The sequence below is a fragment of the Acinetobacter sp. MF4640 genome (assembly GCF_002018895.1).
GTDB lineage: Bacteria > Pseudomonadota > Gammaproteobacteria > Pseudomonadales > Moraxellaceae > Acinetobacter > Acinetobacter johnsonii.
In genome coordinates this window covers 1-618 of record NZ_MVOM01000152.1, presented here as the reverse complement: position 1 = coordinate 618, position 618 = coordinate 1, and the positions used below count along the sequence as shown (strand labels likewise).

Sequence of the window (618 nt, the reverse complement as noted above, 5' to 3'; positions counted from 1 at the left end):
CGGATCACAGGATATTTGCCGCCTCCCCGGAGCTTATCGCAGGCTATTACGTCTTTCATCGCCTCTGACTGCCAAGGCATCCACCACATGCACTTAATTACTTGACTATACAACCCCAAACAGTCGTAGCACCTACAAGTAGTACTAGGACAGATCGATTGCTCGATCATACAGTTTGTTGCTCTGTGTACTTAAACACCGTACAGCTTCAATTCAATTCACATACCAAAACGCTTGATTCAGTTAATTTCGCTAGTAACTCATTTCTTTAATCTTCATCGAACAGTAATAAATCACTGTTAATGTCGATCTTAAAAACGAGTATGAACAAATTATTTCAACTCAAATATATTCTGTTAATGATTTTTCCAGCCTTCGTCAGGTCAGGAAACTGTGATAAATCACAGAAGTTAATAAGCTTCAAACTAATGTCTACTTCTTACTAAATTCTATAATCTAACTACTTAGCTTATATATTGATGAACAATATATGGTGGAGACTAGGAGAGTCGAACTCCTGACCTCCTGCGTGCAAAGCAGGCGCTCTACCAACTAAGCTAAGTCCCCAGCTTATCAATAAGTCAATGTTTCTGTTTTCTGTATTCAGCATTTAACAAT

General features: G+C 38.3%; 1 tRNA gene and 1 rRNA gene. Both read right to left on the bottom strand.

The window, feature by feature from the left end:
- Positions 1-107, bottom strand: a 23S ribosomal RNA gene (locus MF4640_RS18870); the annotation flags it as partial.
- Positions 108-491: 384 nt separating this feature from the next.
- Positions 492-567 (bottom strand) — tRNA-Ala (locus MF4640_RS18865).
- Between the last annotated feature and the right edge of the window lie 51 nt (positions 568-618).